Raw genomic sequence first — 1279 nt, 5'->3', positions numbered from 1 at the left:
TTGCCGGAGGCTCCAACTCCTGAGAGGATGGAGCCATGACGAGCAAGACGACGAACAAGTTTTCACCCGAGGTCCGGGCCCGTGCGGTTCGGATGGTTCTGGATCACGCCAGCGAGCATCCGTCCCGCTGGGCGGCGGTGACATCGATTGCCGCGAAGATCGGCTGCACGCCGCAGACGCTGCATGACTGGGTCAAGAAGGCCGAGATCGATAGCGGGCAGCGGGCCGGCGTCCCGACCGAGATGGCCGAGAGCTGAAGGCCCTCGAGCGGGAGAACCGCGAGCTTCGGCAGGCCAATGAGATCCTGCGCAAGGCAAGCGCCTATTTTGCGATGGCGGAGCTCGACCGCCGGTCCAAGCCATGATCGCCTTCATCGACGATCATCGTGGGGCGCATAGGGTCGAGCCGATCTGCAAGGTCCTGCCGATCGCCCCCTCGACCTACCACGCCCATGTCGCCAAGCGGCGCGATCCCGCCAGGCTGTCGGCGCGCGCCAGGCAGGATGCTGCTCTGAAGATCGCGGTTCGACGCGTCTTTGACGAGAACTTCTCCGTCTATGGCGTGCGCAAGGTCTGGCGCCAGCTCAAGCGCGAAGGCTTCGATGTTGCCCGTTGCACGGTGTCGCGATTGATGCGGGACATGGGCCTACAAGGGGTCATCCGCGGCAAGCCCGTCAAGACCACGATCAGCGACAAGGCCGCGCCATGCCCGCTGGATCACGTCAACCGCCAGTTCAAGGCGCCGAGGCCGAACGTCCTCTGGCTCTCCGACTTCACCTATGTCGCGACCTGGACCGGCTTCGTCTACGTGGCCTTCGTCATCGACGCCTATGCCCGCAGGATCGTGGGCTGGCGGGCCTCGCGCACGGCGCATGCGAGCTTCGTGCTCGATGCGCTGGAGCAGGCCCTGCACGATCGACGGCCGGTCCATCGCGGCGGACTCGTGCACCACAGCGACAGCGGGCAGCCAATACGTCTCGATCAAATACACCGAGCGCCTGGCCGAAGCCGGTGTGGAGCCCTCTGTCGGCAGTGTCGGAGATTCCTACGACAATGCTCTCGCCGAAACCATCAACGGCCTTTACAAGGCCGAAGTGATCCATCGGCGCGGACCATGGCGCAGCTTCGAAGCCGTCGAGTTCGCGACGCTGGAATGGGTGGACTGGTTCAACAACCGCAGGCTCCTGGAGCCCATCGGCAACATCCCACCAGCCGAAGCCGAGCAACGCTACTACGCCATGCTGGAACAACAAGCTATGGCGGCATAACTTAAACCAAAC

At 64.0% G+C, this 1279-nt stretch carries 1 pseudogene and 1 other annotated feature; the pseudogene reads left to right on the top strand.

Annotation, left to right across the window (positions count from 1 at the left end):
• The first annotated feature begins 35 nt into the window (after positions 1 to 35).
• Positions 36 to 1267: pseudogene (locus tag AC0L3S_RS39035) on the top strand (IS3 family transposase).
• Positions 319 to 435, top strand: a sequence feature (AL1L pseudoknot). It overlaps the preceding pseudogene by 117 nt.
• Positions 1268 to 1279: the final 12 nt, after the last annotated feature.

The sequence above is a fragment of the Bradyrhizobium sp. Ken01 genome (assembly GCF_055807355.1).
This window is presented reverse-complemented; position numbering and strand designations above follow the sequence as displayed.